We start from the raw sequence: 23,729 nt of genomic DNA on the forward strand, positions 1-23,729 counted from the left end.
GCCTACCACCCGGCGCGTGCGCGGGAGCGTCCGCACCGCACGCGCCCGGCGTGCGGCGCGGGCGCCCCCGGGTGAGCGCGCCGGGCCGCCGCCAGGCGGGGATAGGGTCGGGCGCATGCCGACACCCGACTTCATCCGTACGATCCGGGCCTCCGCGGGCCACCAGCTCCTCCTGCTGCCCGGGGTGAGCGCCGTGGTCTTCGACGACGAGCGGCGGGTGCTGCTGGTGCGGCGCGCCGACACCGGCGCCTGGTCGCTGGTCGGCGGGATCCCGGAGCCGGGCGAGCAGCCCGCGGTGGCCGCCGTACGGGAGGTGCAGGAGGAGACCGCCGTACGCTGCGTGGCGGAGCGGGTGCTGCTCGTCCAGGCACTGGAGCCGGTGCAGTACCCCAACGGTGACCGCTGCCAGTTCATGGACACCACCTTCCTGTGCCGGGCACAGGGCGGTGAGGCGCGGGTCAACGACGACGAGTCCCTGGACGTGGCGTGGTTCGCGCTGGACGCGCTGCCGGAACTGGGCGAGTTCTGTCTGCTGCGGATCAAGCAGGCGCTCAGCGACGAGCCGACCTGGTTCGATGCGGGAGACCTCGGGACGGGAGATCTCGGGGCGGGAGGCTTCGAGGCGGGAGACGGGGCCGGCCACAACCGGCGCCCGGTGCGTTCCTGACCGCCGACCGACGCTCCTCCAGGCACCGCTCAGGTGCTGCTCAGGTGCCGGCCGCGCGTCCCTGGCGCAGTCCCAGCCGACCGCGGATGCAGCGTACGGCGGCCTCGGCGTCGTCGACCGTGACGGTGAAACTGCGGCCGTCACCGAGGGTGAGCACCACGCCCTCGCCGCGCCGGACGACCACGGCCGTGCCCTGCTCAGGGCGCCAGCGGTAGCCCCAGCCGCCCCAGTGCCGGGGAGTGACGCGCGGCGCGAAGTCCGCCCCGACGACGTGGTCCAGGGGGATCCGGCGGCGCGGCAGCCCGATGTGCCCGCAGCGCACCTCCAGGCAGTCCTTGTCGACCCGTACGGCCACATGGACGAAGGCGAGGGTGCCGAAGAGGACCAGCAGGCCGGCCCCCACACAGCCGACGACGGACATCACCAGCGGGGCGAGGCCCGAGGTCCAGGCGTTGTCGACGGCGAGTTCGATGCCCAGGGCCATGCAGGCCGCGCCGATGGCCGCCAGCAGCCACTGGACGCGGTTGGTGGCCCGCCCGTGCCACACCTCGGGAACGTCCGGGCAGGGGCCACAGCCGGCGGGTGCGCCGCCATCCGGGCTCGCGCCGTTGCGGATGGGCGTGGTGTGGTCACCGTGGCTGTCGGGGGCTGCTGCCCCCTCTTGGGGGTGGTCCCTCATGGCACGCAGCGTACGCGCCTTCGCCCGCTCCGGCAGCCGTGCCCCGCAAGTTCCGGGACGCCCGTGAGCGGTGGGGTGCGCGGGCGGTACGACGGCCCGGCCCGCCGGGCACGCCTACTAGGGCGCTTCTGATGGCTCTTGGACGGTGTCGCGGAGCCAGATGACGAGCGTGGTGACGGTGAGGGTGCCGTTGAAAATGTAGTCGCGCTTGTCGTAGCGGCTGGCCACCGCCCGGAACTGTTTCCACTTGCTGACGCAGCGCTCGACCGCGTTGCGCCGCCGGTACTGGGCCTTGTCGAAGGCAGGCGGCCGGCCGCCTGCCCGGCCACGGCTGCGGCGGTGGGCCCGCTGGTCGTCCGGCTCGGCGATCGTCGCCTTGATACCCCGGCGGCGCAGGTAGGCGCGGTTGTCGCGGCTGGAGTACGCCTTGTCGCCGCGCACCCGGTCCGGGCGGCGGCGTGGCCGGCCGGGCCCGCGGCGAGCGATACGCAGCGACTCCAGCACCGGCAGGAGCATGGGGCTGTCGCCCCGCTGGCCCGGCGAGGTGAGCCAGGTCAGCGGGCGGGCCCGGTCATCGGCCAGCAGGTGGACCTTGGTGGTCAGTCCGCCCCGTGAGCGTCCCAGGGCCTCCCGTCCATCGGCCTCCACACGCGTCCCGCCCCTTTTCGGGCCAGTCGCGCGGCGGTCGTTGCCGGGCCCCGGCCGCATGCTGGTGGGCCCGGCAGGAAGTGGAGTCGATGTTCACCGCCCACTCTTGCTCCAGCTCGCGGGCCAAGGCGCCGTCGGGGTCGCCGGCGTCGGCCTCGATCTGCAGCTCGGCCAGGATGCGCTGCCAGGTGCCGTCCGCCGACCAGCGGCGATGCCGTTCGTAGACGGTCTGCCAGGGCCCGTACCGCTCCGGCAGGTCCGGCCAGGGCACCCCCGTACGGGCCCGGAACAGCACCCCGTTCACCACCCTCCGGTGATCGGACCACTGCCCACCAGGCCGGCCGTTGGCCGGCAGTAACGGCTCGATCTTCCGCCACTGCGCATCGGTCAGTTCATGTCGCCGCACCATGCCCTACGCGTGCCCAGCTCAGAGCTTGGCCCACCCCGACCGACAAGAGCCATCAGAAGCGCCCTAGCCGATCGGCTCGGCGGCCGACTCGGCGGCCGGGTGCAGCTCCGCGAGCAGACGCCCCTCCGCGTAGGCCAGGGCCTGCTCGGGGAGCCCGGAGACACGGCCGCTGAGCAGCACGGTGAGACGGCCGGTGGGCTCGGCCGCGGGGGCGGGCTCGGCCCCGACGCGGCGCAGCGCCTGGGCGGCGACGGCCTCGGCGGACTCGTACAGGACCAGCGCCGGCGCATCGGGCCGCTGGAGCGCGGCGCGGATCCGCTCGCCGACGAGTTCGTAGTGCGTACAGCCCAGGACCACCGACCGTACGTCTGAGGGGGTGAGCGCGGCGGCGGCGGCGATGGCGGCGTCGATGGCGGCGTCGTCGGCGGTCTCCACCGCGTCCGCGAGGCCGGGGCACGGGACACCGGTGACGTCGATGTCCGCGGCGAAGGTCTCGATCAGGTCGCGCTGGTAGGGGCTGCCGGTGGTGGCGGGGGTGGCCCAGATGGCGACGGGGCCGCCGCCGGCCGCGGCGGGCTTGACGGCCGGTACGGTGCCGATGACCGGGATGTCCGGCTCCAGCTCGGCGCGGAGCGCGGGCAGGGCGTGCACGGAGGCGGTGTTGCAGGCGACGATCAGGGCGTCCGGGCGGTGCGCCGCGGCGGCGCGGGCCACGGCGAGCGCGTGCGCGGTGACGTCGTGCGGCGTACGGGGGCCCCAGGGCATCCCGTCGGGGTCGCAGGAGAGCACCAGGTCGGCGTCCGGCCGCAGTCGACGTACGGCTGCCGCCGCCGCGAGCAGGCCCTTACCGGAGTCCATCAGTGCGATCTTCACCCGGACACTTTACTCGGGTCCGCGCGGGGACGGTCGTACCGGGCCCGTGAAGGCGCGGGGGCGGGGCCCGTGAAGGCGCGAGGGCCGGCCGGGAACCGGACGGGATACGGGCGGCGGGAGCCGGAGACGATCGCGCGCCGGGCGGGAGGGCAGGAGCCGGGGCGGGGCGGCCCCGGCCGGTCTTCGCAACGGTCGGCGCTTCGCAACGGTCGGCGAACGGCGGGCGGTGGACAGCGGGCGCCCAAGAGCGGACAGCGGGTCGGGGCGGTCCGGCGGGGCCGGGGTGGGGCAGACTGCGGGCCGTGACAGCGATGGAGTGGATCGGTGCCGGGTCGCTGCTGGCCTGGGTGTGGCTGCTGCTGGGGCAGGGTTTCTTCTGGCGCACGGACGTACGGCTGCCGCCGCGTACCGGGCCGGAGCGCTGGCCGACGGTGGCCGTCGTCGTACCGGCGCGGGACGAGGCCGCGGTGCTGCCGGTCAGCCTGCCGTCCCTGCTCGCCCAGAAGTACCCGGGGCGGGCGGAGGTGTTCCTCGTCGACGACGGGAGCACGGACGGTACGGGCGAACTGGCCCGGGCACTGGCCGGGGAGCGCGGCGGGCTGCCGCTGACCGTGACCTCGCCGGGCGAGCCCGAGCCGGGGTGGACGGGGAAGCTGTGGGCCGTACGGCACGGTATGGCACTGGCCCGGGAGCGCGGCGAGGCGGAGTACCTGCTGCTGACCGATGCGGACATCGCTCACGAACCGGACAGCCTGCGGGAGTTGGTGGCCGCGGCCCGCTCGGCGGATCTGGACCTGGTCTCACAGATGGCCCGGCTGCGGGTGGCCGCCTTCTGGGAGCGGCTGATCGTCCCGGCGTTCGTGTACTTCTTCGCGCAGCTCTACCCCTTCCGCCGGGTCAACCGGCCGACGGCGCGGACCGCGGCGGCGGCCGGCGGCTGTGTGCTGCTGCGGTGCGAGGCCGCCGAGCGGGCCGGCGTCCCGGAGAGCATCCGGCACGCGGTGATCGACGACGTGACGCTCGCCCGCGCCGTGAAGCGCGCGGGCGGCCGGATCTGGCTGGGGCTGGCCGACCGGGTGGACAGCGTGCGGCCGTACCCGCGGCTGGGGTCGCTGTGGCGGATGGTCTCGCGCAGCGCGTACACCCAATTGCGGCACAGTCCGCTGCTGTTGGCGGGGACCGTGCTCGGGCTCGCGCTGGTCTACCTGGCGCCGCCCGCCGCGCTGGTCACCGGGCTGGCCGGCGTCCTCACGGGCGGGGCGGACGCCGGTGGCGGGACGGCCGCCGGGACGGCCGCCGTGCTGGGCGGTGCGGCATGGGCCGTGATGGCCGCCACGTACGTGCCGATGCTGCGGTATTACCGGCAGCCGGTGTGGACGGCGCCGCTGCTGCCGTTCACCGCGCTGCTCTACCTCCTGATGACCGTCGACTCGGCCGTACGGCACTACCGGGGGCGCGGCGCCGCGTGGAAGGGCCGTACGTACGGGGCGCCGTGAGAGCCGGGTGCGAGCCGGGTGCCGTGGGCGGCGGCCCGGGAGGCCGCGGGCGGACGGCCCCGGGTGCCGCGGGGCGAAGTCACTTGCTGGCCGGTGACCAGTTCAGGCCCCATCCGTACGCGTAGTCGACGGTGCGCTGCGGGCTGACGCCGGGCTCGGGCACGAGGTAGCGGGCTTCGCGCTGCACGACGAGTTCGCTCCCGGTGTTGGTGATCAGGGCGAGCGCGCACACATTGGACGGCACGGTGCACTCGTCGAGCACGAAGTCGACGGGGGCACCGTGCTGCGGCTGGAGCGTGACGGTGGCGTTGAGCCCCTCGAAGCTGCGTGCGCCCGCGTAGATGGTGACGAAGATCAGGATGCGCCGGATCCGGTCCTGGTGGTCGAGGTTGATCGTCAGGTTCTCGCCGGTCGCCACCGCGCCGGTGCGGTCGTCACCGTCGAGCTGGATGAAGGGCGGGGTGTGCAGCGAGCCGAAGCTGTTGCCGATGGGGTGGACGACTCCCCCGCTGCCGTCGCTGAGTTCGTACAGGGCGCACAGGTCCAGGTCCAGGTCCAGGTCACCGGAGCGGGGCAGCAGCGCTCCCCGCGCGCCGAGCGCCTCCATGGCTTTGCGGCCCAGCTTCTTCCCCAGCCGCTGGGCCGGCTTGCCCGAATTGCCCGTGTGCCAGTTGAGGTTCACCCTCATGGCGCCGGAGGTGCCGCCCTGCTTGGTCAACGAGACGGCCGGGGCGTCCTTCGTGAGGGTGACTTTGGTGAGTCGTACGGGAGGGGCGGCGGGCACCGCGGCGTGTTCGACGGACGGCGGCGGGGCCGCCCAGGCGGTCGCGGGCGGCGCGGGAGGCACGGCGGCAGGCGGCGCCGGGGGCATGGCGGCGGGTGGCGCGGCGGGCGCCGGAGGCATGGGCGGCGCCGGAGGCACGGCAGGCCCAGGGGGCGCGGGCGGCGCGGCGGGGGCGGCAGGCGCGGACGGCGCGGGAGGTGCGGGGGCCGCAGGAGGCCCGGCGGACACGGGAGGCGTGGCAGCCACGGCCGGCTGCGGCTCCTCGACGCTGATCCCGAAGTCCGTGGCCAGGCCCGCGAGCCCGCTGTCGTACCCCTGCCCCACCGCGCGGAACTTCCACGCGCCCTGCCTGCGGTAGAGCTCGCCCAGGACGAAGGCCGTCTCGGTGGTCGCGTCCTGGCTGTCGAAGCGGGCCAGCTCCGCGCCGCCCGCCGCGTCCAGGACCCGCACACTCAGGCCGGGGACCCGGCCGAAGGAGCCCCCGTCGGCGGAGGCCGCCAGCACCACCTTGTCGACGTCCGCCGCGGCCCGCGCCAGGCCGGCCAGGTCGACGGTCAGGGTGTCGGTCACGCTCTCGCCGGCGGGCCGCTTGCCGTCGTGGCGTACGGCGCCGGAGGCGTGCGCGGGCTGGTTGTAGAAGACGAAGTCCGCGTCGTCACGCACCCGGCCGGACACCAGCAGCAGGGCGGAGGCGTCGACGTCGGGGACGCCCGGACCGGTGCGCCAGCTCAGCTCGACACGTACCGCCGGCGCGGGGACCGGCACATTGCTGCCTTTGAGCATCGACATCGCGGCGCCTTCCTCTCCCGGCCTTCGGGGCTCGATCTGCGGGTCTCATCCTGCGGTTGCCGGCCCACGGCGCCCGGTCCGCAGGTCCCGGCCCGCGGGGTCCGTCCGCGCGCCCGCCCGGGACGGCACCCGGACCGGATGTGGCACCCAACTTACTGGTCTTCTGCCCCGTCGCCGCCCTCACCCTCCTTCGTGCGCCGTGACCGCCCCTCAGCTTCGCGTGGGATTTGGTGTCTTTACATGATTCGAACGGGCGATCGCGACCGATTTTGCCAAGTTCGCTCACATTAGTGATCCGGGACCACACGCAACACGCGAAACAACCTTCTGGCCAGGCTCCCCAACCAGCACATCGTGGGCTTAACTTAAGAGGCATGACCTCCCCCCGCTCTACCTACGGCGGCGGCTACTACGCTTCGCCGTCCTTCCCGGACACCCCGATCTACGACAGCCTCGTCGCGGAACGGGGTACCCCCAGATCGCACCGATCCGGGTCCCCTCCCCTTACGACACCGGCTCGTCGTCGTACATGCCGGCGCTCCCCTCGGCGTTGCCCGCGCTGCCCGCCGCCCCCTCCCAGCCCTCCGCGGGCCAGGGGTACCCGGGGGCCGCCGCGCAGCCCGTCGCGCCCCTCCAGCACACGCCCGCGCCGTACATCCCGCAGCAGGCATCCGGGACGCGCGGCGGCTACCAGGCGCAGCAGCCGCAGCAGTACCAGCAGCAGCGGCCCGCGCCGGGGACCAGCACGGGCTACGAGGCGATGCGGCCGGCCGCGCCGGTCGCCCCGCGCCCCGCCGCGCCGTACGACGATCCGTACGGCCGCCAGCACCCCGGCCGGGGGTACTGACCGGCGGCGGGGGCCGGCGCCCGGCCGGTCAACTGTCGGACGCGCCTGGCAGGATGGGGTCATGTCGAAGCCACTTCTCAGTGCGGTCCACGTGTACCCGGTCAAGTCCCTCGCGGGCTCCGGCCCCGGTGAGGCCGTGGTGGAGCCGTGGGGGCTCGCCGGGGACCGCCGCTGGATGCTGGTCGACGCCGGGCGCCAGCACGTCACGCAACGCCCGCATCCGAAGCTGGCGTTGGTGGCGGCCGAGGAACTGCCGTCCGGCGCGGTCAGGCTGACCGCGCCGGGCATGGAGCCGCTGACGGTCGAGGTGCCCGAGCCCGGCCGGACGGTCCCGGTCGTGGTGTGGCGGGACAAGGTGGAGGCCGTCCCCGCCGGCCGCGCGGCGGCCGAGTGGTTCAGTACGTATCTGGGCACCGCGCTCGAATTGGTGCATCTCGACGATCCGGCGCGCCGCCGTCCCATCGATCCCCGGTACGCGCGGCCGGGCGAGACCGTGAGCTTCGCCGACGGCTACCCCCTGCTGCTCACGGCCACCTCGTCGCTGGACGCCCTGAACCTGCTGATAGCGCAGGGTGACCACGCCGACGAGGGCCCCCTGCCGATGGACCGTTTCCGGCCCAGTGTGGTCGTGGACGGCACCGCGCCCTGGGCGGAGGACGACTGGCGCAGGGTCCGTATCGGCGAGGTCTCCTTCCGCGTAGCCAAGCCGTGCGGTCGCTGCGTGGTGACGACGACCGACCAGCGGACCGCCGAGCGCGGCAAGGAGCCGCTGCGTACGCTGGCCCGTCACCGACGCCGCGGTGACCAGCTTGTTTTCGGCCAGAACCTGATTCCGGAGGGCACCGGGACGATCCGGGTGGGGGACGACTTCGAAGTCCTGGACTGACGGCCGTGGCCGGGCCCGGCCGGGGCGTCGGCACCGGCCCGGTCCGGAGCGCGGCGGTGGTCCATACCACCGTTTCCGGCACGCTTTCCGCCACGCCCGCCGGACTCGTTGCGGCAGCGTGTCCGACTGCTTACAGTGAGCGCACGGCTGAGCGGTCGGGGAGAGCGACGGGGAGAGCCACGTGCCGATGCCTTCCTGGGACGCGAAGAACGATCACCTCATCCCTGTCCAGATGCTGCGGCCCGGGGACCACGCCTTCGTGAGTTACGACAACGACGAGGTGCGCTGGGACGTGGTCACGGCCTTCGTACGGCTCGGGCTGGCGCGGGGCGAGAAGGTCGTGGTCTTCCCCAGTCCGGCGCTGCGTGAGGAAGAGGTGCTCGCCCGCCTGGACTTCCCCAGCAGCAGCACCGTGGCGGCGCGCGCCCGCGGCCAGTTGGCGCTGAGCAGCATGCGGGCGCTGATCCGGCCCTGGACGCAGTTCACGCCCGAGCGGCAGATCGGCCGGCTGCGCGAGGAGACGGACCGGGCGCGGGACGAAGGGTTCACGGGTCTGCGGACGTTCATCGACATGCACTGGGTTCCCGACCTGGACGCGGACGTAGGCGTGATGATGCATCGTGAGACGCACGCCCAGGAGCTGTTCGAGGGCCGCCCTTACAGCGAGATCTGCGCGTACGACCGCAGATGGTTCGGGCGCGAGGTGCTCACGGCCATGGACGAGGCGCACCCCCGCGGCCTCCTGGAACGTCTGGGGTCGCTGCGGTCGGTGCGCGGCGGGGACGGCGCGCTGCATTTCATCGGTGAGGCGGACGCCGCGGCCCGGGGCAGCTTCGCCACCGCCCTGGAGATCGCGCTGGCGGTCACCGCCGGTGACCGCCGGCTGACCGTGGACCTGACACGGCTGCACTTCCTGTCGGTGGGCTGCGCCACCGCCCTGCTCACCCTCACCGGCGCCGCCACCCGGCACGACCTGGTGGAGGTGCGCTGCGACCGCCTCCAGGCCCGTACACTCCGGCGATTGGGGGCCGCGGCGGTGCCACGGCTGGCGACGCTGGAGGTGGCGCGGCCGTGCTGATCCCCGAACACGCCCGCCGGCCGGGCCCCGGACCGGACGGCCGCGCGGTGCCCGTACAGGCTCGGTACAAGGAGGCGACGGACATGCAGGGCGTGCCGGACGTACCGGATGCGCCGGATGTACCGGCCGTGGGCCCGGCGGACGGGGCGGGCCCGGCGGACGCGGACGCGGCGGGTGTGCCGGGTGCGCCGGAAAGCCCGGTCCCCGCGCCGGTGGTGGCCGGTGTGGCGTCGCCGGACGGGCCGGTCGCCCGGCATCTGTTGCAGCGCCGTTTCACCGCCCGGCTGCTGCCCCAGGTCCGGCTGCTGGTCGAGGAGTGCGCGCTGCGCGAGGGCCTGGCGGAGCCGCGGCGCGGGGAGTTCGTGCTCGCGGTGGACGAGATCGCCGGCAACGCCGTGGAACACGCGGGCGGCTCGGGGCTGCTGACACTGTGCCGCATCGGTGACGAACTGGAGTGCCGGATCAGCGACTCCGGGCCGGGGTTCAGCGAGGCGGTGATCCCCGACCTGCTGCCAGGGCTCGACGGCGCACCCAAGGGGCGCGGGCTGTGGCTGGCACGCCTGGTGGTGGACCGCTTCTCGGTCGGCGCGGGAGCGGTGGGGGCCGTGGTGACCTTGGCCGTACGGGTACGCCGGGACGCCGGATTCCCGGCACCGGGTTGTGACAGCCAGAGGTGACAGCCGAGTCCGTCGCCCCGTCCCCGCCTCGGGCGGCGGCGCGATCATCGCCCACGGTGTCGACCGCGACACGATCGAGCAGATCACGCCGAGGACCCGTTCGTCACGAGCGGCGTGGCGAAGTACGCCATCACCACCCTCACCCCGGGCCGGATCCACCCCGCCCTTGCCGACGTCCGCGCACAGGGCCCCTGATCGCCCGCGCGGGCAGCGCGGGTTCCATCAGGGAACCGCTCACCCTTCGCCGGAAATCGCTCAGGCTTCGCCGGGAACCGCTCAGCCTTCATCGCGACAGGTCAGCCTGCGCAGCCACTCCTGGGCGCGTTCGCGCACCAGTTGTTCGCTGACCTGGTCGGCGGTGTCGTCCTCGGCGTACTCCAGTTCGTCCACCACCGCGACCACCCCGTCGATACGGCCTGCCAGCCGTACCGCCGTACGGACCTCGCCGCTGCGCGGCAGCCGGCCGCGGAGGGTGACCACCCCCGCGTTGACGGTCACACCGATGGCGGCGGGCTTCAGGCCCAGGGTCCGTACGAGGACCTCGGTGATCAGTTCCTCGCGGATCTCCTCGTCCGGCCGCAGGTAGACCTTCAGCAGGTCGCTGCGGGTCACCAGCCCGCACAGCCGTCCCTCGGCGTCCACCACGGGCAGCCGGTCGATCCTCCCGGCCACCATCAGGCGCGCCGCCTCCGCCACGGACTGGTGCGGCCCGACCGTGACGGGCGGCGAGGTCATGAGCTGGCCCGCGCGCAGGGAGCGCGCCCTGGCGCGGGCGGCCCGGGCGCTGCCGGTCAGGCGGCGCCGGTTGTACCAGCGGTTCTGCAGGATGTCCTGCGCGGCCTGGCGGAACATCAGGTCGGTCTCGGAGATGACCCCGAGCACCTTGCCGTCGCCGTCCACGACGGGCAGTCCCGTCTTGCGGTGCTTGGCCAGGATGCTGACGACCTCCTTGAACGACGTTCCGTAGCGGGCCTTGACGACGTCGGTGTTCATCAGACGGCCGATCAGCCGGTGATCCATGCCGGGCCTCCCTGAAGGCAGGGGAACAGTCTCGGGCGTGGCCGGGACGTACTCCAGGCGTGGCGCCTTGCGATACGGTCCGCCTCCGCCCGGTGACGTAAGGGCCGCCCGTCCCGTGCCGTACGCCCACCGGCTCCTGCGCCACCGTCTCCTGGACGCCTCTCCCTCCCGCGCACACCGGTTCCCGGGTCCGGTTGTCCGCGTGCCGCCCCGCGTCGTGCCCTGGGCCCGCTTGGCGCCCGGCGACTTCTCTCCCCTGTCCCGTCCGTTCCGCTTTCCGTTCGCGGGGCCCATGCATGGCCGGTGCCGGATGCGGTAATCCCAGAGAGGGAAAGGGGGTACGAAGTGGTACGAACCATGGCGGGCGTCTGGCGCTGGCGGCACAATCCGCTGCGGCGCGTATCCGACCTGCTGGAAGCGTGGACGGCACTGGCCGCCGCCCTTCTGATCACGCTGGGGGCGGCGGGTGTGGGCTGGGCCGTCGGCCGGGCGGCGCACGGCGCGCTGCTGCGGGCGGTGCACGCCCAGCACCAGCAGCGGCACCTGGCGTGGGCGACGGCCGGCCGGCCCGTCTTCCCTGCGCCCGCGGACCCCGGCTCCGGGCACCCGGCCTCGCGCGACTCCTACCGTCAGGTGGAAGCCGAGTGGGAGGCGTGGGACGGCGGCCGGCGCGGCGGCCAGGTCACCGCGCCGCGCCCCGTACGGCCCGGTGAGCGCTTCCGCGTGTGGACCGACGACCGTGGCCGGATCACCGCGCGGCCCATGAGCCGGACCACCGCCGGGGCGCACGCGGTGGTCGCCGGTCTGGGTGCGGCGGGCGCCGCGGCGGGACTCGTCGAGGGCGGACGGCGGCTGGTCCTGTGGCGGCTGAACCGCCGCCGGCACCGGCGCTGGGACCAGGAGTGGGAGCGCGCGGGGCAGGACTGGGGGCGCACCGGCGCGGGGAGCTGACCGCGCGCCTCCGTATGTGCGCCGACCCGTACCTCCGTGCCTGGGTCAGCCCATGTCTGCGCACCTGGGCTGACCCCGTGCCTCCGTGTCCGGGTCGGCTCCGGGCCCCGCGCAGGAGTTGGCCCCGGCCCCGCCCGGTCCCGTCCCCGTACCGGAGTTGGGCCCGTCCCCGTACCGGAGTTGCCCCCGGACACCAGGCGGGCGAGGGGGCGGGTCCGGGGCGCGAGGTGACCCTGTGTACCCCTTGTACCGACGGTGCGTGCCGAGCCGCGCGCACCGGCGGCCGTTGGCCTTGCCCGGCCCGGTCCACCGCCCCGTCCCGGGCGCGCTACGGTGGACCATCCAGCCTGCCGGCTGGGTCCCGGACCCCCGCACGCGGACCTCCGCCGAGGAACAACTGCCGGGCCGGCAGCAGTTCGTACGAGGTGGGGACACGACAGCGCCATGGCACAGGGCTCGGTCCAGGTGACGCACTCGGGCACGTCGCGGTGGCGGCGCCGTACAGGTGAGTACAGCTCCCTGGCCGCGGCTCTGGAGGCCGCGGGGGACGGCGATGTGCTGACCGTGGCCGCCGGTACGTACCGGGAGAATCTGGTCCTGTTGCGCGCCGTGACGCTGCGCGGTCCGGAAGGCAGCCGCGGTTCGGTGCGGATCGCGCCCGCCGACGGTGTCGCGCTGACCGTACGGGCCTCCGCGATCGTGCAGGACCTGCGGGTGGAGGCGCAGGACTCGGCCTCGCCCGCGCTGCTGGTGGAGGACGGTGCGCCGGAGCTGACCGGGCTGCGGGTGGTGACGCGCTCGGCGTCGGGCATCGAGGTGCGCGGGGGCGCGCGGCCGACCGTGCGCCACTGCACCGTGGACAATCCGGGCGGGGTGGGCATCAGTGTGCTGGACGGCGCGGGCGGGCTGTTCGAGGAATGCGAGGTGGTGGCCGCCGGGCAGGCCGGGATCGCGGTACGCGGCGGTGCCCGCCCGCGGCTGGAGCGCTGCCGGGTCCACCACGCCTCCGGGGCGGGCCTGTCGGTGAACGGCGAGGGCAGCGGCGTGGAGGCGAGCGGCTGCGAGCTGTACGAGATCAAGGGCGCCGGGGTGCAGGTGGCCGCCCGCGCGGCCGGACACCTGACCGACTGCACGGTCCACCGCACCTCCGCCGACGGCATCACCCTGGACACCGACGCGGTCCTCACGCTCGCCGACTGCGAGCTGCACGACATTCCCGAGAACGCCGTCGACCTGCGCTCCCGTTCGGTGCTGACGCTGACCCGCAGCACGGTGCGGCGCTTCGGCCGCAACGGACTGTCGGTGTGGGACCCGGGGACCCGGGTCGACGCCAACCAGTGCGAGATCCACGACAGTACGGGCGACTACCCGGCGGTGTGGGTGAGCGACGGCGCCACCGCCGTCCTGGACTCGACGCGGGTGCACGACGTCCCGGACGCGCTGTTCGTGCTGGACCGGGGCTCGCGCGCCGACGTGGTGGACTGCGACCTCTCCCAGGTCCGCAACACCGCGGTCTCGGTCAGCGACGGCGCCACCGTACAGCTCGACGACTGCCGTATCCGGGATGCCGCGACCGGCGCGTGGTTCCGCGACCACGGCAGCGGCGGCACCCTGGCCAACTGCTCGATCGACAGCGCGCAGACCGGGGTCATCGTCACCAAGGGCGCCGACCCCACCGTCGAGCGCTGTACGGTCACCTCCCCCGCCGAGGCGGGCTTCTACGTCTCCGCCGAGGGGCGCGGCGCCTTCCACGGCTGCCGGGTCACGGGCAGCGCGGGCTACGGCTTCCATGTGATCGACGGCTGCCGTACGACGCTGACGCGGTGCCGCACCGAGCGCTGTGCGCGCGGCGGGTACGAGTTCGCCGAGGACGGGCCGAGCGTCCAGGACTGTACGAGCGACGAGAGCCGGGCACCGGGGGCCCCGCTGGCACCGGCGGCGCCGCGGCCGGTGGCGCAGGGCGCGACACAGACCGCCGGGCTGCTCGGCGGGCTGCCCGCGCAGTCCGCCGCGCCGGCGGCGCCCGCCCCCGGGCCCGCGCCGGCACCGCGCGCCGCGAGCCGCGACTCCGAGGTGGTCCTGGGCGAACTGGACACGCTGGTCGGCCTGGACAGCGTCAAGCGCGAGGTGCGCAGCCTGATCAACATGATCGAGGTGGGGCGCCGGCGGCAGGAGGCCGGCCTGAAGGCCGCCTCGGTCCGCCGTCACCTGGTCTTCACGGGCTCCCCGGGCACCGGCAAGACCACCGTCGCGCGTCTCTACGGCGAGATCCTGGCGTCCCTGGGCGTACTGGAGCGCGGTCATCTGGTGGAGGTCTCCCGGGTGGACCTGGTCGGCGAGCACATCGGGTCGACGGCGATCCGTACGCAGGAGGCGTTCGACCGGGCGCGCGGCGGAGTGCTGTTCATCGACGAGGCGTACGCGCTCTCCCCGGAGGACTCCGGGCGGGACTTCGGCCGCGAGGCGATCGACACGCTGGTGAAGCTGATGGAGGACCACCGGGAGGCGGTCGTGGTGATCGTCGCCGGCTACACCTCCGAGATGGAACGCTTCCTGGCCACCAACCCCGGTGTCGCCTCCCGCTTCTCGCGTACCATCAGGTTCGGCGACTACGCGCCGCAGGAGCTGCTGCGGATCGTGGAGCAGCAGGGCGACGAGCACGAGTACCGCCTCGCCGAGGGGCCGGTGAGGCGCTGCTGGAGTACTTCACGGCGCTGCCCAAGGGACCGTCGTTCGGCAACGGGCGCACCGCGCGGCAGACGTTCGAGGCCATGGTCGAGCGGCACGCGGGCCGGGTGGCCCGGCTCACCGACCCGAGCACCGACGACCTGACGCTGCTGTACGCCGAGGACCTGCCCGAACTGCCGTGAGCGCACCGGCTCACCGTTCCGGTCGCGCACATCCGGTCGTCGCCGAGGGATGGCCCGGTCGCTGGGGTGGGAGGCCGGGACCGAGGCGGGCGATCAGTTCGGCCCGTGCGGCGTCGAAGGCGGGGTCGGCCTGGTAGTCGCTGTGGCCCAGGATCGGGCAGGGAAGCGGGGCGTGCAGCGTACGGCCGAAGGAGAGCGGGTCGCGCAGCGGGCCGTGATCGACCTCGGGGCCGTCCTCGCACGTCAGCCGGATCGGGCCGCCGATCGGGTCGGTGAAGCGCCACAGGTTGCGCCAGGCGTCCGTTTCGCGGTGCAGTCCGGTCAGCGCGGCCGGGCCGAAGAAGGCGGGGAACCACCGGCCGTACAACCGCTCCAAAGGGCAGCCGTAGGTGAGCAGCGCGACCCGGCTGCGGGTGACCGGGTCGAGCTGCCATACGGCCGCCGCCGCCAGCACACTGCCTTGGGAGTGGCCCGAGATGACCAGGCGTCCGTTGTTGCGCTCGGTCCAGGTCGCCATCCGCCAGGTCAGGTCGGGGACGGCGCGCTCGGCGTAGCAAGGGGGCGCGAAGGGATGGGCGGCGCGCGGCCAGAAGGTGCCCACGTCCCACAGGATGCCGATGGTGCGGCGGGCCGAGAGGTCCTGGTAGGCGCGGCGTCCCATGACCACGAGCAGTATCACCCCGGCGCCCATCAGCCAGGAGCCGAGCGCCTCGACGGTCTCGGCCGCGGCGTGTACGGGGGCCGGCGCGCCCAGCGTGGCACGGCCGGGCGCGCGGTCGGTGAGCCAGGCGCCGGCCACCGCGCCGGCGCCCAGCACGAGTGTGACGACAGCGACCGCGGCGAGGACGGTCGGCGCGGTGTCGGTCAGCCCGGCGCGCGCGATGGTGCCGGCGATACGGTCGGCGCGGTGCCGGTCGGGCCGCTCGCCCTTGCCGTAGAGGCCGGGGATGTCCTTGGCGACCGCGCGGCGTACGGAGATCACACGCAGGCCGGCGAGGACGGCGAGCGCCGCGAGGACCAGCAGGAGCACCGGGATCACCGAGGCGTTCCACGACAGGACGACCGGCGGACCGGCCATCGAGGCGTGGGCCTGCCCGGGGGTCGCGCCGCGGTCCAGCCAGTCCGCGACCCGCTGCGCCGTTCCCCCGGTCAGTACGCCCGCCAGCGCGCAGGCCAGCAGGGCCACCCCCGCGCCGCCCATGCCGCGCAGCGCCGCCCGCCCGTCGCCGCTGCCCCCGCGCCGCGCGGCGCGCTGGAGGAACCCGGCGGTCACCAGCAGCGCCAGGGCCAGGACGCCCTGAAAGACGGCGATGCCACCGAAGAAGCTCGTGCCGGGCAGCCGGCCGGCGCTGGTCCAGCCGGGCCGTTCCCAGGCGGTGTGCACGGCGGTGAGCAGCAGCGCCCCCAAGGAGGCGAAGGGCAGCGCCTTGACGGGGAAACGGTTGGACGCCTCGTCCGGTTCCGCTTCGCTGCGGGCGGCGCGCCACACGACCAGGACGGTGAGCGCGCCGAGGCCGCCGACCACGGCGGCGAGCACCCACCCGACGACGGCCAGGGTGGTGCTGCCGCCGGGCCGCAGGTCGGCGTCCGTGGCGGCCGTGAGCAGCGCGGCGGCGATGGTCAGGATGCCGGCGGCGGTGTGCGCGGCGCGCAGCCGGGCCACGAGCCGGCGGCCGTACCAGAAGCCGTTCATGGCCAGGGCGGAGCGCTGCTCGGGCGAGGTGCCGCGGGAGGCGCCCGGCCGGCGCGGCGGCGGGGAGGCGGATTCGTACGCGCTCCACGTACGGCGCGAGAGCCACCACAGGAAGCCCACGAGCAGCAGCGGGACGACGCCGGCCAGGACCAGGCGGCGGCCGGGCGCGCTCCATGCCGTGCCCTGCGCGGGACTCAAGAAACCCAGCCAGGACTTCCCGGCGGCACAGGCGGCGCTGCCGGCGCACTGCCAGGCCGTCAGGTCCAGCGCCACCTCGCAGGCCGCGGCGGCCAGCAGGACGGTGAGGCTGAGGGCCAGGATGCGGACCAGGACGTCGTAGACGCGCTGGCCCTTGTGGGAGGGCGGGGCGGCGGGGCGCATCCAGTGGGCGAGGTTGGCGACCATGAAGGGCAGCAGGATCAGCCACAGGGCGCGGGCGCCGTTGCCGGAGGTGAGGTTGCACCAGCAGTACGCCTCGCGGATCGGCTCCTTGCCGTACTTCTCGGGATGGCTTTCGGCGTGCTCGTCGGCCGTGCGGCGGTAGCAGGCCGCGGTGTCGTCACCGGTGATGCGTACGGTGTGCGGATTTCCGAGCATCTTCTCGGGTGTGGTGCCGCCCACGCCGTGGACCTGGAGTTCCAGGGCGAGCCGGGGTCCGTCCGGCGGCGGGGCCTGGTCCGCGTCGCCGCGGCCGGTTGATGCTGCGCGTGGTGTTCTGCCGTCGGCGGCGATGTCCTTTTCCATCGGATCTCCCCCGTTTTCCCCGATGTCTGTGGGGCACGACGTGCCCGGGGTTGTTCCTTCCCACTTGCGGGCATCGATCCACCTCGTACCGGCCGGGCGGTCGTTGTCGTTCCCTCGTGCGAGGATGAGTGCGAACGCCAGTGCATCGACGACTGCGCGTCAAGGGCTGTGCACCGACGCCTGTGCACGGTCGTCGGTGCACCGACAACGACGGACCTGTGACGGCAGCGGGCGGAAGGGACGGGCCGAGGTGAGCGACAGCCAGAACCTCCTCGCGGAGCAGCGGCGCGCCCTGATCCTGGACGAGGTCAGACGCCGCGGCGGGGTGCGGGTCAACGAGCTGACCCGCAGGCTCAACGTCTCGGACATGACGGTCCGTCGGGACCTGGACGCGCTCGCCCGGCAGGGCATGGTGGAGAAGGTGCACGGCGGCGCGGTGCCGGTCAGCGAACCGCTCGCGCACGAGCCCGGCTTCGAGGCCAAGGCGGGGCTGGAGCTGAGCGCCAAGGAGGACATAGCCAAGGCGGCGGCGCAGATGGCGGCGCCGGGCAGCGCGATCGCGCTGGCGGGCGGCACGACGGCGTTCGCGCTGGCCCAGCAGTTGCTGGAGGTGCCGGACCTGACGGTGGTGACGAACTCCGTACGGGTGGCCGATGTGTTCTACACCGCGCAGCGGGCGGTGGCCGGCGGCGGGGCGGCGACCCGGCCGGGCGCGGCCACGGTGGTGCTGACGGGCGGGGTGCGTACGCCCTCGGACACGCTCGTGGGCCCGGTGGCGGACGCGGCGATCCGCTCGCTCCACTTCGACGTGCTCTTCCTGGGGGTGCACGGCATATCCGAGGTGGCCGGGCTGTCCACGCCCAACCTCGCGGAGGCGGAGACCAACCGGCATTTCGTACGGTCCGCGCGGCGGGTCGTGGTGGTGGCCGACCACACCAAGTGGGGGACAGTGGGCCTGAGTTCCTTCGCCTCGCTGGAGGACGTGGACGTGCTGGTGACGGACGACGGGCTGGCGCCCGAGGCGCGCGAGCGGATATCCGAGCTGCCGCCGGAGCTGGTGGTCGCGGGCGAGCCGGTGGACGGCGCGGACCTCTGACGGCGGAGGCACCCGACCGCGGAGGCATTTGACGACGGGGGCACCTGACGGCGGGGCGTCCGACCGTGGCGCGTCCGGTGTCGGGGACGTCCGATGGCGGGACGTCCGGGTCCCCGTACGGGCCGGGCGGCGCAGACACCCGGCGGGCGGGCCAGCTATGGTGTCGCCCGCCGGGCATCCGTGCTCCGGACCGTTCGCCGTTCCCGCAGGGGTGCCCGTCCCATGATGCGCCAACTCCGTCCGGTCGACCTGGACTTCCTCGACAGCGCGCCGCTGCGGCTGGTGTTCGCCGCCGAAGTGGCCGCCTCCCCCGAGGAGATGTACGTCGCGCTGGCAAAGGACGTGGCGGGCTGGAGCCATTGGTTCACGGGCGTCTCCCGTGCGGTGGCGACCGACGGGGGCGCGGCGCGTGACGTACGGCTCAAGGGCGGCACCCGCCTGCGGGAGACCGTGATGGTGGCCGAGCGCGACCGGCGCTACACCTACCGGGTCGACGCGGTCGGCGTCCCCGGGCCGCACGCCCTGATGGAGGACTGGCGGCTCATCCCGGCCGGCGGCGGTACGCGCGTACGGTGGATGTTCGCGACGGACGGGCCGGGGGCGTACCGCTTCGCGGTGACGCTGGCCCGGCCCGCGCTGGGGCGGACGTTCCGGGCCTCGATGCGCGCCCTGGACCGCCGCCTGGCGCCGGTGTGAACGCCTGAACCGCCTGACGGCCTTCCTGCGGCCGGCTCCCGCCCGGGGGCGGGCCCTAGCTGTCCGCAACCGGCGTCGGCCGGCTCCCGTACGGCGCGGGGCGGATGCGCGTGGTGTCAGCCGAGCATTTCAGCCGGGCCAGACGCCGGTCGCCAGGAACCCGTCGATGGCCGCCGCGTACGGCCGTATGTCCAGGCCCTGTTCGGCCAGCCAGGCGTCCGAGTAGTACTTGTCCAGGTAGCGGTCGCCGGGGTCGCACAGCAGCGTGACGACCGAGCCCGTACGGCCGGCCTCGACCATCTCGGCGACGATCTTCAGCGCGCTCCACAGGCCGGTGCCCGTCGAACCGCCCGCCTTGCGGCCGATGGCCGCCTCCAGGGCGCGCACGGCCGCGACACTGGCGGCGTCCGGCACCTTCATCATCCGGTCGATGGCCCCGGGGACGAAGCTCGGCTCCATACGCGGCCGGCCGATGCCCTCGATGCGTGAGGCGGTCTCGCAGTCCGTCCCGGCGTCACCGGTGCGCCAGCCGTCGAAGAAGCAGGAGTTCTCCGGGTCGGGGACGCAGATCCGGGTGTCGTACTGCATGTAGTGCACGTACCGGGCGATGGTGGCGGAGGTGCCGCCGGTGCCCGCGGTGGCCACGATCCAGGCGGGCTCCGGATAGCGCTCCATCCGCAACTGCTCGTAGATCGACTCGGCGATGTTGTTGTTACCGCGCCAGTCCGTGGCCCGTTCGGCGTAGGTGAACTGGTCCATGTAGTGGCCACCGGACTCGGCGGCGAGACGGGCGGAGACCTCGTACACGGTCCTCGGATCGTCCACGAGGTGACAGGTACCGCCGTGGAACTCGATGAGCCGGGTCTTCTCCGGGCTGGTGGTGGCCGGCATGACCGCGATGAACGGCACGCCGATCAGCTTGGCGAAGTACGCCTCGGAGACGGCGGTGGAGCCGCTGGAGGACTCGATGACGGGCTTGTGGGGCCGGATCCAGCCGTTGCACAGCCCGTACAGGAACAAGGAACGCGCCAGGCGGTGCTTGAGGCTGCCCGTGGGGTGGGTCGACTCGTCCTTCAGGTACAGGTCGATGCCCCACTCCTCCGGAAGGGGGAAGCGCAGCAGATGGGTGTCGGCCGTGCGGTTGGCGTCGGCCTGCACCTTGCGGACGGCTTCTTTGAGCCACCGGCGGTAATCCGGGTCACTGCGGTCCACGTCCACGGTCGGCATGGCGGCTCCGGCCGCGCCCACCGGCCCTGACCGGGTCTCTCGTTGCTCCACGGGAATCACGGCGCGCTCCTGCAAGTCGTACGGAACCCGCGCGGACCGCCGGGCCGATTCCGACTATAACCACCCACCGCACGCTTCTCACCTGCATAAACAACCCTTTGGGGAACCCCAAGCGCTCCCTGGACGGCGGTCCTTCGGCCAGGCTTTGGCCAATGGGTACTGGTGCACGAGCCCACACCCGGGCAGACTGCCCACCAGGGGGCGGTGGCGGCAACTCGCCCGCTGCGTCGAGGAGGCGGTGCACCATGGCGGAGCCCGAATTCAATGCGACAGGCGTGCGCATAGAGAGATGGCCGCGGTCACTGACCCGGGCGGGTCAAGTGGTGATCCGCGACGGCAGGGTGGAGTTGCTGACGAGTTACGGCAAGGAGATCGACAGCGCTCCGGTGCAGTCGGTCCAGGCCCACAAACCGCTCTTCGCGGGGCACGAACGGGCTCTGGCGACCATGAACGGCCGTCGATACTCGCTGACGCTGGGGGCGCCGGACCGTTTCCTGAACGCCGTGGAAGCAGCCCGCTCCGCACGGGCCTGAGAAGCTCCCGCGGGTGGCGGTGCGGTTGCGGGAGCGCGCTCGTGGGATGACCCTGGACTCGTATCACTGAGGGTTCACCAGCGGTGACACGGTGGAGCAAGGCGGCATCGCTGGATCCGATCTTCGCCCCCGACACGGACGAGGGCGCCCGACCTCATCAGGGAGTCGCGGTCGTGATCAGGCAGCCCAGCAGACACTGCACGGTCGAGCTCCAGGCCCTGCCGGCCCGGATCGGCCAGGTGCGCAGAATCGTATCGGCGCAGTTGCGTTACTGGCGTCTCGACGCCTTGATCGACTCGGCGGCGCTCGGCGTCACCGAACTGCTCGCCAACGTTCACCAGCACGCCGGGCCGAGCAAGCAGTGCACGGTCGAACTGCGCGTCCTCCTGGACCAGTTGACGGTGTCGGTGCGCGACCTGGACCCACGGCTGCCCCGGGTGAACGGGGCCGAGGCCCTGGACACCAGCGGTCGCGGGCTGTCCTTGATCGCCGCGCTCAGCGAGAGCTGGGGCGTACGGCCGGACGGCACCGGCAAGGTCGTGTGGTTCACCCTTCCGGCGCTCTCCCTCGCCCCCGAAGAACCCTCGGGGGCGGCCGGCGGCCGGAGCGGTGCCGAATGGGACACCGCGGCGCTGGAGCCGGCCCGTGCGGCGGCCGACGCCGGCGGCCGGCCGGCCGGACCGGTCCGCGCGGTGTCCGACCCCTTCCGTACGTTAGGCGACTCCGCCCGTACGTTAGGCGGCCCCGCCCGTACGCCGGACGATCCCGTGCCCTCCTCGGGGGGCTCCGTCCGCGCGACGGCCAAGGCCCTGCGTACCTCCGCGGCTTCCGATCCCGTCCGCACCTCCGTGGTTTCCGAGCCGGTCCGTCCCTCCGTGGCTTCCGGGTCCGCCCGCACCCCCGTGGCTTCCGGGCGGCCCGTCCGCACCCCCGTGCTCGCCGAAGCGGTACGTACATCCGCCGAGGCTGCCCGTACGTCCACCGAAGCTCCCCGTACCTCTGCCGAAGCCCCACGCACGTCCGCCGAGGCCGCGTGCGCACCCGCCGGGGCCGGGCGCCCGCCGGCCGACCCGTACCGCCATGTGCCGGCCGAACCGCATCTCCACGCGCCGACCGACTCCCGGCCCCGGGTACCCACCGACCCCCGGCCCCGAAAGCGGGGCGCGGGGGTCGGCTGAGTTCGCGGCCCGGCGCAGGACCGTACATGGCGCGCGGTGCCCGGCTCCTGGGGCACGACTACTCGGCGGCGGCAATCGCCGCCAGGTACCGGGGTCGCGCCTGGTATCGGGGAGCGTGGACTCCGAGCCGAGGGGCGCTGGAGCGGAGTGCGCGCCGGTGCCCTTCATCGCACGCTGCCTTTCGCGCCGGCGCCGAACTGTTCCTCCAGTACGGACAGCCGCCGCCAGTATTCGTCCTCGTCCAGCTCACCCGCGGCGAAGCGGCGGCCGAGTACGGCGATGGGCGACCGGTCCCCGTACCCGGCGTCCTTGGGACCGTCGATTCGCTGCCAGGGGGCGCGGCGGCGCCACACGGTGCGGCGCAGGACCGTGCCGGCGGCGATGGCGACAGCGGCCCAGAACAGCGGGAAGAGCAGGACCCACGGTCCGGGACCGGCGTCGTACCAGGGAAGTGCCAGGGCGTTCATGTGTCTTCAGCTCCTCTGTGGGACACGGTTCCGCGATCGGACCGGCGTCGGTCAGGCACCGGGCAGGCATGGGCCTGGCATCGGACCGGTGCGGCGATGCCCTCGCCCGGTGCCTTCCGAGCCTGGTCCCCCGGTGGCCGTCGGTCGTCGTACGGCCGGCTGCTCCGCCCCTACCGCGGCAGGAGCAGACGCTGCGCGGACGGCTGCTCCGCCCGGCTCTTGATCTTTGTAACTACTGGTATGTACGATCCCGGCATGACCACTGCGGAACGGCTCATCGAGAGCACCCGGGAACTCCTGTGGGAACGCGGATACGTGGGCACCAGCCCCAAGGCGATCCTCCAGCGGGCCAACGCCGGCCAGGGCAGCATGTACCACCACTTCACGGGCAAGTCCGACCTCGCGCTGGCCGCCATCAAGCGCACCGCCCTGAGCATGCGGGCCACGGCCGAGGCGTCGCTGTCCGGTGACGGGGGCGCGTACGAGCGGGTGCGCGCCTACCTGTTGCGCGAACGCGACGTCCTGCGCGGCTGCCCTGTCGGACGGCTCACGATGGATCCCGACGTCATCGCGGACCCGGCGCTGCGGCAGCCGGTGTTCGAGACCCTCGACTGGCTGCGCGGCCGGATCGGCGACATCCTCGCCGAAGGCCGGGAGCGCGGCGAGTTCGACGCCGGCCTGGACCCCGAGGCGACCGCCGCGGCCGTGGTCGCCACCGTGCAGGGCGGTTACGTCCTGGCCCGCGCGGCGGAAACGCCCGCCCCCTTCGACACCGCCGTACGCGGTGTCCTGTCCCTGCTCGCCGCGCGCCGCACGGACTGACGCCCGCCCGCACGCCGCTCGCGCCTCGTACGCGCCCCCTCCAGGCGCCGTTCGCGCCCCGCCCGCGCCCCGCCCGCAAACCACCCTCGTACGGAAGGAATTCGAGAACTCCGTGGACATCACCCGAAACCGCCCAGCCACCCAAGCCGGCCCCGCCGAGCACTTCACCGGCACGGTCTGGCTCGACGAGGTGGCCGCCCCGCCCGCGCCGTCCCGACTGCGGATGTTCAGCGTCCACTTCGCGCCCGGCGCGCGCACCGCCTGGCACCGCCATCCGCACGGGCAGGTGCTGCACGTCACCGAGGGCAGCGGCCTGGTGCAGCGCAGGGGCGGGCCGGTCGAGGAGATCCGGGCCGGGGACACGGTCTGGATTGCCCCCGGCGAATGGCACTGGCACGGCGCCGCGCCCCGTACGTTCATGACCCACCTGGCGGTGGTCGAGGCCGCGGACGACGGCACCACAACCGACTGGGACGCCCTGGTCGGCGGCGACGAGTACCCCGGCTGACCGGCCCGTTCGCCTTATCTCACACCGCCCT

The 23,729-nt window shown here is 73.8% G+C and carries 18 protein-coding genes and 4 pseudogenes; 14 read left to right on the forward strand and 8 right to left on the reverse strand.

Translation table 11 applies throughout. The features are described from left to right. Positions 1–115: 115 nt before the first annotated feature. Positions 116–667 (forward strand): NUDIX domain-containing protein, encoded by a 552-nt coding sequence (locus KGS77_RS03625; RefSeq protein WP_242578651.1) that lies wholly within the window; start codon positions 116–118, stop codon positions 665–667. Positions 668–707: 40 nt separating this feature from the next. Here the strand turns inward: KGS77_RS03625 and KGS77_RS03630 are convergent, their stop codons facing one another. The 3 genes and pseudogenes from KGS77_RS03630 to KGS77_RS03640 all read right to left on the reverse strand — a co-directional run bounded on the left by KGS77_RS03630 (position 708) and on the right by KGS77_RS03640 (position 3,276). Next, a complete protein-coding gene (locus KGS77_RS03630) occupies positions 708–1,346 on the reverse strand; it encodes a hypothetical protein (RefSeq protein WP_242578652.1) in 639 nt (212 codons plus the stop codon). A gap of 117 nt (positions 1,347–1,463) precedes the next feature. Beyond that, positions 1,464–2,403, reverse strand: a pseudogene (locus KGS77_RS03635) (IS5 family transposase). A 63-nt stretch (positions 2,404–2,466) separates the two neighbouring features. Beyond that, complete coding sequence (locus tag KGS77_RS03640) at positions 2,467–3,276, reverse strand: aspartate/glutamate racemase family protein (RefSeq protein WP_242578653.1); 810 nt, start codon at positions 3,274–3,276, stop codon at positions 2,467–2,469. Between the two features lie 311 nt (positions 3,277–3,587). On the opposite strand from KGS77_RS03640, the gene KGS77_RS03645 reads away from it, so the two are divergent. After that, positions 3,588–4,772 (forward strand): glycosyltransferase, encoded by a 1,185-nt coding sequence (locus KGS77_RS03645; RefSeq protein ID WP_242587274.1) that lies wholly within the window; start codon positions 3,588–3,590, stop codon positions 4,770–4,772. Positions 4,773–4,851: 79 nt separating this feature from the next. Here the strand turns inward: KGS77_RS03645 and KGS77_RS03650 are convergent, their stop codons facing one another. After that, positions 4,852–6,345, reverse strand: a complete 1,494-nt coding sequence (locus KGS77_RS03650) for a TerD family protein (protein ID WP_242578654.1) — start codon at positions 6,343–6,345, stop codon at positions 4,852–4,854. A 374-nt stretch (positions 6,346–6,719) separates the two neighbouring features. Here KGS77_RS03650 and KGS77_RS03655 point away from each other — a divergent pair. From KGS77_RS03655 to KGS77_RS03670, 4 genes and pseudogenes are all read left to right on the forward strand, one after another. Further along, positions 6,720–7,192, forward strand: a pseudogene (locus KGS77_RS03655) (DUF6643 family protein). A 61-nt stretch (positions 7,193–7,253) separates the two neighbouring features. After that, on the forward strand, positions 7,254–8,078 hold the full coding sequence (locus KGS77_RS03660) for an MOSC N-terminal beta barrel domain-containing protein (RefSeq protein WP_242578655.1): 825 nt from the start codon (positions 7,254–7,256) through the stop codon (positions 8,076–8,078). A gap of 187 nt (positions 8,079–8,265) precedes the next feature. Next, positions 8,266–9,156, forward strand: a complete 891-nt coding sequence (locus KGS77_RS03665; protein ID WP_242587275.1) for an MEDS domain-containing protein — start codon at positions 8,266–8,268, stop codon at positions 9,154–9,156. Positions 9,157–9,368: 212 nt separating this feature from the next. Continuing rightward, a complete protein-coding gene (locus KGS77_RS03670; RefSeq protein ID WP_242587276.1) occupies positions 9,369–9,833 on the forward strand; it encodes an ATP-binding protein in 465 nt (154 codons plus the stop codon). A gap of 276 nt (positions 9,834–10,109) precedes the next feature. Here the strand turns inward: KGS77_RS03670 and KGS77_RS03675 are convergent, their stop codons facing one another. Next, positions 10,110–10,853, reverse strand: coding sequence for a CBS domain-containing protein (locus KGS77_RS03675; RefSeq protein WP_242578656.1), 744 nt, complete (start codon positions 10,851–10,853; stop codon positions 10,110–10,112). A 345-nt stretch (positions 10,854–11,198) separates the two neighbouring features. On the opposite strand from KGS77_RS03675, the gene KGS77_RS03680 reads away from it, so the two are divergent. Together KGS77_RS03680 and KGS77_RS03685 are read left to right on the forward strand one after the other, a co-directional pair. Next, complete coding sequence (locus tag KGS77_RS03680) at positions 11,199–11,804, forward strand: hypothetical protein (RefSeq protein ID WP_347404431.1); 606 nt, start codon at positions 11,199–11,201, stop codon at positions 11,802–11,804. Positions 11,805–12,248: 444 nt separating this feature from the next. Further along, positions 12,249–14,674 (forward strand): annotated as a pseudogene (locus KGS77_RS03685) (right-handed parallel beta-helix repeat-containing protein). 10 nt (positions 14,675–14,684) lie between these two features. Here KGS77_RS03685 and KGS77_RS03690 read toward each other — a convergent pair. After that, on the reverse strand, positions 14,685–17,111 hold the full coding sequence (locus tag KGS77_RS03690; RefSeq protein WP_242578657.1) for a hypothetical protein: 2,427 nt from the start codon (positions 17,109–17,111) through the stop codon (positions 14,685–14,687). Between the two features lie 250 nt (positions 17,112–17,361). Here KGS77_RS03690 and KGS77_RS03695 point away from each other — a divergent pair, with 250 nt between their 5' ends. Together KGS77_RS03695 and KGS77_RS03700 are read left to right on the forward strand one after the other, a co-directional pair. Next, entirely contained in the window at positions 17,362–18,207 is an 846-nt protein-coding gene (locus KGS77_RS03695) for a DeoR/GlpR family DNA-binding transcription regulator (protein WP_242578658.1), read from the forward strand. A gap of 222 nt (positions 18,208–18,429) precedes the next feature. Beyond that, a complete protein-coding gene (locus KGS77_RS03700) occupies positions 18,430–18,903 on the forward strand; it encodes an SRPBCC family protein (protein ID WP_242578659.1) in 474 nt (157 codons plus the stop codon). A gap of 129 nt (positions 18,904–19,032) precedes the next feature. Here the strand turns inward: KGS77_RS03700 and KGS77_RS03705 are convergent, their stop codons facing one another. Further along, positions 19,033–20,130 carry a PLP-dependent cysteine synthase family protein gene (locus KGS77_RS03705; protein ID WP_242578660.1) on the reverse strand — a complete coding sequence of 366 codons (1,098 nt, stop codon included), beginning with the start codon at positions 20,128–20,130 and terminating at the stop codon, positions 19,033–19,035. Between the two features lie 305 nt (positions 20,131–20,435). On the opposite strand from KGS77_RS03705, the gene KGS77_RS03710 reads away from it, so the two are divergent. After that, complete coding sequence (locus KGS77_RS03710) at positions 20,436–20,723, forward strand: hypothetical protein (protein ID WP_242578661.1); 288 nt, start codon at positions 20,436–20,438, stop codon at positions 20,721–20,723. Positions 20,724–20,896: 173 nt separating this feature from the next. Further along, positions 20,897–21,295 (forward strand): annotated as a pseudogene (locus KGS77_RS03715) (ATP-binding protein); the annotation flags it as partial. Positions 21,296–22,065: 770 nt separating this feature from the next. Here the strand turns inward: KGS77_RS03715 and KGS77_RS03720 are convergent. After that, positions 22,066–22,368, reverse strand: coding sequence for an SHOCT domain-containing protein (locus tag KGS77_RS03720; RefSeq protein WP_242578662.1), 303 nt, complete (start codon positions 22,366–22,368; stop codon positions 22,066–22,068). A 255-nt stretch (positions 22,369–22,623) separates the two neighbouring features. Here KGS77_RS03720 and KGS77_RS03725 point away from each other — a divergent pair, with 255 nt between their 5' ends. After that, positions 22,624–23,190 carry a TetR/AcrR family transcriptional regulator gene (locus KGS77_RS03725; RefSeq protein ID WP_242578663.1) on the forward strand — a complete coding sequence of 189 codons (567 nt, stop codon included), beginning with the start codon at positions 22,624–22,626 and terminating at the stop codon, positions 23,188–23,190. A 112-nt stretch (positions 23,191–23,302) separates the two neighbouring features. Continuing rightward, positions 23,303–23,698 carry a cupin domain-containing protein gene (locus KGS77_RS03730; RefSeq protein WP_242578664.1) on the forward strand — a complete coding sequence of 132 codons (396 nt, stop codon included), beginning with the start codon at positions 23,303–23,305 and terminating at the stop codon, positions 23,696–23,698. Positions 23,699–23,729: the final 31 nt, after the last annotated feature.

It is taken from the genome of Streptomyces sp. MST-110588 (assembly GCF_022695595.1).
Taxonomy (GTDB): Bacteria; Actinomycetota; Actinomycetes; order Streptomycetales; family Streptomycetaceae; genus Streptomyces.

Coding starts and splice junctions, on each gene's coding strand:
- KGS77_RS03675 (WP_242578656.1), bottom strand. CDS start 10,853: ATGGATCACCGGCTGATCGGCCGTCTGATGAACACCGACGTCGTCAAG.
- KGS77_RS03645 (WP_242587274.1), top strand. CDS start 3,588: ATGGAGTGGATCGGTGCCGGGTCGCTGCTGGCCTGGGTGTGGCTGCTG.
- KGS77_RS03705 (WP_242578660.1), bottom strand. CDS start 20,130: ATGCCGACCGTGGACGTGGACCGCAGTGACCCGGATTACCGCCGGTGG.
- KGS77_RS03660 (WP_242578655.1), top strand. CDS start 7,254: ATGTCGAAGCCACTTCTCAGTGCGGTCCACGTGTACCCGGTCAAGTCC.
- KGS77_RS03720 (WP_242578662.1), bottom strand. CDS start 22,368: ATGAACGCCCTGGCACTTCCCTGGTACGACGCCGGTCCCGGACCGTGG.
- KGS77_RS03630 (WP_242578652.1), bottom strand. CDS start 1,346: ATGAGGGACCACCCCCAAGAGGGGGCAGCAGCCCCCGACAGCCACGGT.
- KGS77_RS03665 (WP_242587275.1), top strand. CDS start 8,266: ATGCCTTCCTGGGACGCGAAGAACGATCACCTCATCCCTGTCCAGATG.
- KGS77_RS03650 (WP_242578654.1), bottom strand. CDS start 6,345: ATGTCGATGCTCAAAGGCAGCAATGTGCCGGTCCCCGCGCCGGCGGTA.
- KGS77_RS03710 (WP_242578661.1), top strand. CDS start 20,436: ATGGCGGAGCCCGAATTCAATGCGACAGGCGTGCGCATAGAGAGATGG.
- KGS77_RS03700 (WP_242578659.1), top strand. CDS start 18,430: ATGATGCGCCAACTCCGTCCGGTCGACCTGGACTTCCTCGACAGCGCG.
- KGS77_RS03690 (WP_242578657.1), bottom strand. CDS start 17,111: ATGGAAAAGGACATCGCCGCCGACGGCAGAACACCACGCGCAGCATCA.
- KGS77_RS03625 (WP_242578651.1), top strand. CDS start 116: ATGCCGACACCCGACTTCATCCGTACGATCCGGGCCTCCGCGGGCCAC.
- KGS77_RS03725 (WP_242578663.1), top strand. CDS start 22,624: ATGACCACTGCGGAACGGCTCATCGAGAGCACCCGGGAACTCCTGTGG.